The following is a 2,670-nucleotide window of genomic DNA, read 5'->3' as shown; positions in this document are numbered from 1 at the left end:
CGGAGCGGCGCACGATCCGGAGCGTGGCCAAGAATGTGATTCGGTCTGGGTCGACCCCGGCCGCGGTGGCTGCGGCGCAGATCAGGGTGGCCAGGGCTCAATGGGTGAGGAGGTAGGCCCAGATCTCCTGGCGGACCAGGTCCGGGGTCCGCGATCGCAGGAGGCTGCCGGGACCGCGCAGATGGATTTTCAGTTGAGCGAATCCGGTTTCGGCTTCCCAGCGCTCCTGGTAGCAGGCGGCGAGCTGGTTCGCGCTGGCCTCGGTGGGATCGAGGACGGTGGTATGAGGCGGATGTGGTCACCCTTGCGGTCGGGCACTGTGTAGTCGACCACTCGGACGATCACCGCAGGGTCCGGATCCAGTTCATGGCCGCGGCGGGCGTCGTCTCGCAGCCGGTCCTCCTTCGATCGGCGCAGCTTGGTGGGCTTGGTGATGACCGCGAGCCAGGATCCGTCGTCCAGATCTTTCAGCCGGTACGGGTGCAGCCCGGCCTGAACACGCCAGAGCAGGGCTGCGCCGGTCGGGACGCGTACTGCCAGGCGGGGAAGCTGGAGAAGCCGCGGTCGGCAGCATCTCGGGCGTGAGCCGTCCGTACAACGAGCAGGCGAGGGTCTGCTCACTGTCCCAGCAGCCCGAGGCATCCGCCGCGACGATCGCATGCGAGGCACACTCACTGATCGCCACCACTCTGGCCTGCGGATACACCGTCTCGTACCCGCCCGCGCTGTCGTTGGGGAACTCCGCCAGGTTCGCCGCTGTGTCCGGCAGATCGAGGGTGAGCCCGTCGATTGCCATCAACCGCCACCGTCGCAGCCACGCCCCTGAGGTTGCCTCCGTCGCGGCCGGCCGGGCGACCCGCTCGAACACCTCCCGGACGACCTCGGCCCCCAGCCTCTGCCGAGCCTGGGTAACCGCTCCACGCGTCGGTGGCTCCCATCGCACTCCAGGAACCGCCGTGAGCAGGCCGGTCAGTTTCTCCGCGACCTCCTCATAATCGTCGTCCGCGAACAGGCATAACGCCATCAGCAGGTAAAGCATCACATGCGCGGGGAGCTTCCGCACACGCTCCTCACGGCATCCGTGCAGCTCGATCGCCTCGTCCAAGACCTGCCTCGGCACCAGCGACGTCAACGCCCCCAGCCCCACCAGATCCGTCAGCCGACCCGACCCAGCACCCTTGATCCACTCCGCCACCCGGCGGACGCTACCAGCACAAACACCTACCTAAACGGCATTGGTGGGTTTGCCGGGGCGTCGAGGGTGAGCCCGGTCTGGGCCAGGCTGCCGGTGAGCAGGTGGGGCCGGTACTGGATCTGCTTCAGCTTGCGTTTGGTGATCCGGACGAGTACAGCCAGGTCAGCGACGGCGAAGTTGGCCAGGGGGGCCCGGCGGAGCAGGGACCAGACGCCCAGATCCCGGTAGTCGAGCCAGGAGATGGATTTGGGCTCGTCCTTGCGGTCGCGGTAGATGTACAGGCGGTAGAGCAGGTGCGGTCGCTCACTGTCCCGGTAAGCCACGACGCCGGCCATGTTGACCCGGCCCGAGCCCTTGCCGCGTACCGTCACCACCGGACGGGCGCCGACCGGTGCCCAGGTGCGCCCCTTCGGCTGCCTCAGCCCCTGTCCGGCTTCGACTTCGAGGCACAGGTAAGGCGCCCAGGTCCGCCGCGGTGCTTTTACCACCGGCCACCTCAGCCTTCCAAGCCGCGATGGCCTCCTCGTCTCGCTCCAGAGCGCGCCGTGCCGGAATTCGCACCGACCAGCCGTGGCGGTGCGGCAGTCTGCCGACGCCCTCGCTGTTGAAGACGCCGGCCGTCAAGCACCGATCCACGGTGTCGAAGACGGCCGGTCGCTACAGGGACAAGATCCCCACACCCCACGGCTGCGCACCTGCCTACAGGTCAGCGCCGACCGAGGGAACGGCAGGAAACCACGGATCGCACGGTTCGGCGGTATTCCACTCGAACGGCGGCGCACGGCGGCCCTCACCGACCGCCCACCCGGCCTGGGACAGATCCGCCGCAGGGAACACATCGCACGTCTCCTTGCAGGCGGATGCGAACTGTGCGGCCAACGCGAGCCAGCCCAGGTCCACCACCACGTCCGCAAGCTCACTAGCCTCGGCAGACCGGGACAGCTCCGCCCGACTGGATGAACATCATGGCAAGACGACGCCGCACGGCCCTGGTGGTCCGCGGTCTCTGCCACGCCCACATCCATCGGCACCCACCCGCATCACTCACGGAGTGACCACTGGAGACCCCGTTGCGGGGAAGCTCGCACGGCGGGTTCGGGAGCAGCCCTTCGGAAAGGACCCACCCCATGGACACTTCGCCGACGGCCCACCTCATTGGAGCCTTTCGGCCGTGGCTGTTTCCTGTGGTGAGAGCTCGTCTACCGAAGGCTCCACGTCTGTTTCCGGCCTTCGACGGCTCCTCCCGGAAGGTCCGAAGCGCCACCACAGACGTCTCTCAAATCCGCATTCACCCGAATGGGATGCGCACCCGCCGCGCGGCAACGACCGATAGCGCCGCTGCCGCACCTGTTCGGCCAACTTACCGAGCAGCCGGTGTGCGAGTGATCGAGTTCCCCTCCGCACCTCGTGCAGCTCGAACGCGATCGGCCGTTTTCCTACGAGCCCATCGAAGCCGACCACGGACGCGATCCAGG

The 2,670-nt window shown here is 67.7% G+C and carries 3 protein-coding genes and 2 pseudogenes; all 5 read right to left on the bottom strand.

The genetic code is table 11. The annotated features are described in order from the left end of the window. Positions 1-97: 97 nt before the first annotated feature. Positions 98-271 (bottom strand): annotated as a pseudogene (locus ABFX54_RS57340) (transposase); the annotation flags it as partial. A 93-nt stretch (positions 272-364) separates the two neighbouring features. Next, positions 365-1,195: a transposase domain-containing protein gene (locus ABFX54_RS52990; protein ID WP_346114915.1), complete on the bottom strand. Its 831-nt coding sequence runs from the start codon at positions 1,193-1,195 to the stop codon at positions 365-367. Positions 1,196-1,221: 26 nt separating this feature from the next. Beyond that, positions 1,222-1,683: a hypothetical protein gene (locus ABFX54_RS52985; protein ID WP_346114913.1), complete on the bottom strand. Its 462-nt coding sequence runs from the start codon at positions 1,681-1,683 to the stop codon at positions 1,222-1,224. A 19-nt stretch (positions 1,684-1,702) separates the two neighbouring features. Continuing rightward, positions 1,703-1,831: pseudogene (locus tag ABFX54_RS57335) on the bottom strand (helix-turn-helix domain-containing protein); the annotation flags it as partial. Between the two features lie 63 nt (positions 1,832-1,894). Then, the gene (locus tag ABFX54_RS52980) at positions 1,895-2,101 is read right to left on the bottom strand and encodes a hypothetical protein (protein ID WP_346114911.1); all 207 of its coding nucleotides are present in this window, start codon (positions 2,099-2,101) and stop codon (positions 1,895-1,897) included. Positions 2,102-2,670 lie beyond the last annotated feature (569 nt).

The sequence above is a fragment of the Nonomuraea maheshkhaliensis genome (genome assembly GCF_039529435.1).
Taxonomy (GTDB): domain Bacteria; phylum Actinomycetota; class Actinomycetes; order Streptosporangiales; family Streptosporangiaceae; genus Nonomuraea; species Nonomuraea maheshkhaliensis.
Note: the sequence above shows the minus strand (reverse complement) of the source record. Positions and strands in the feature narration are given on the sequence as shown.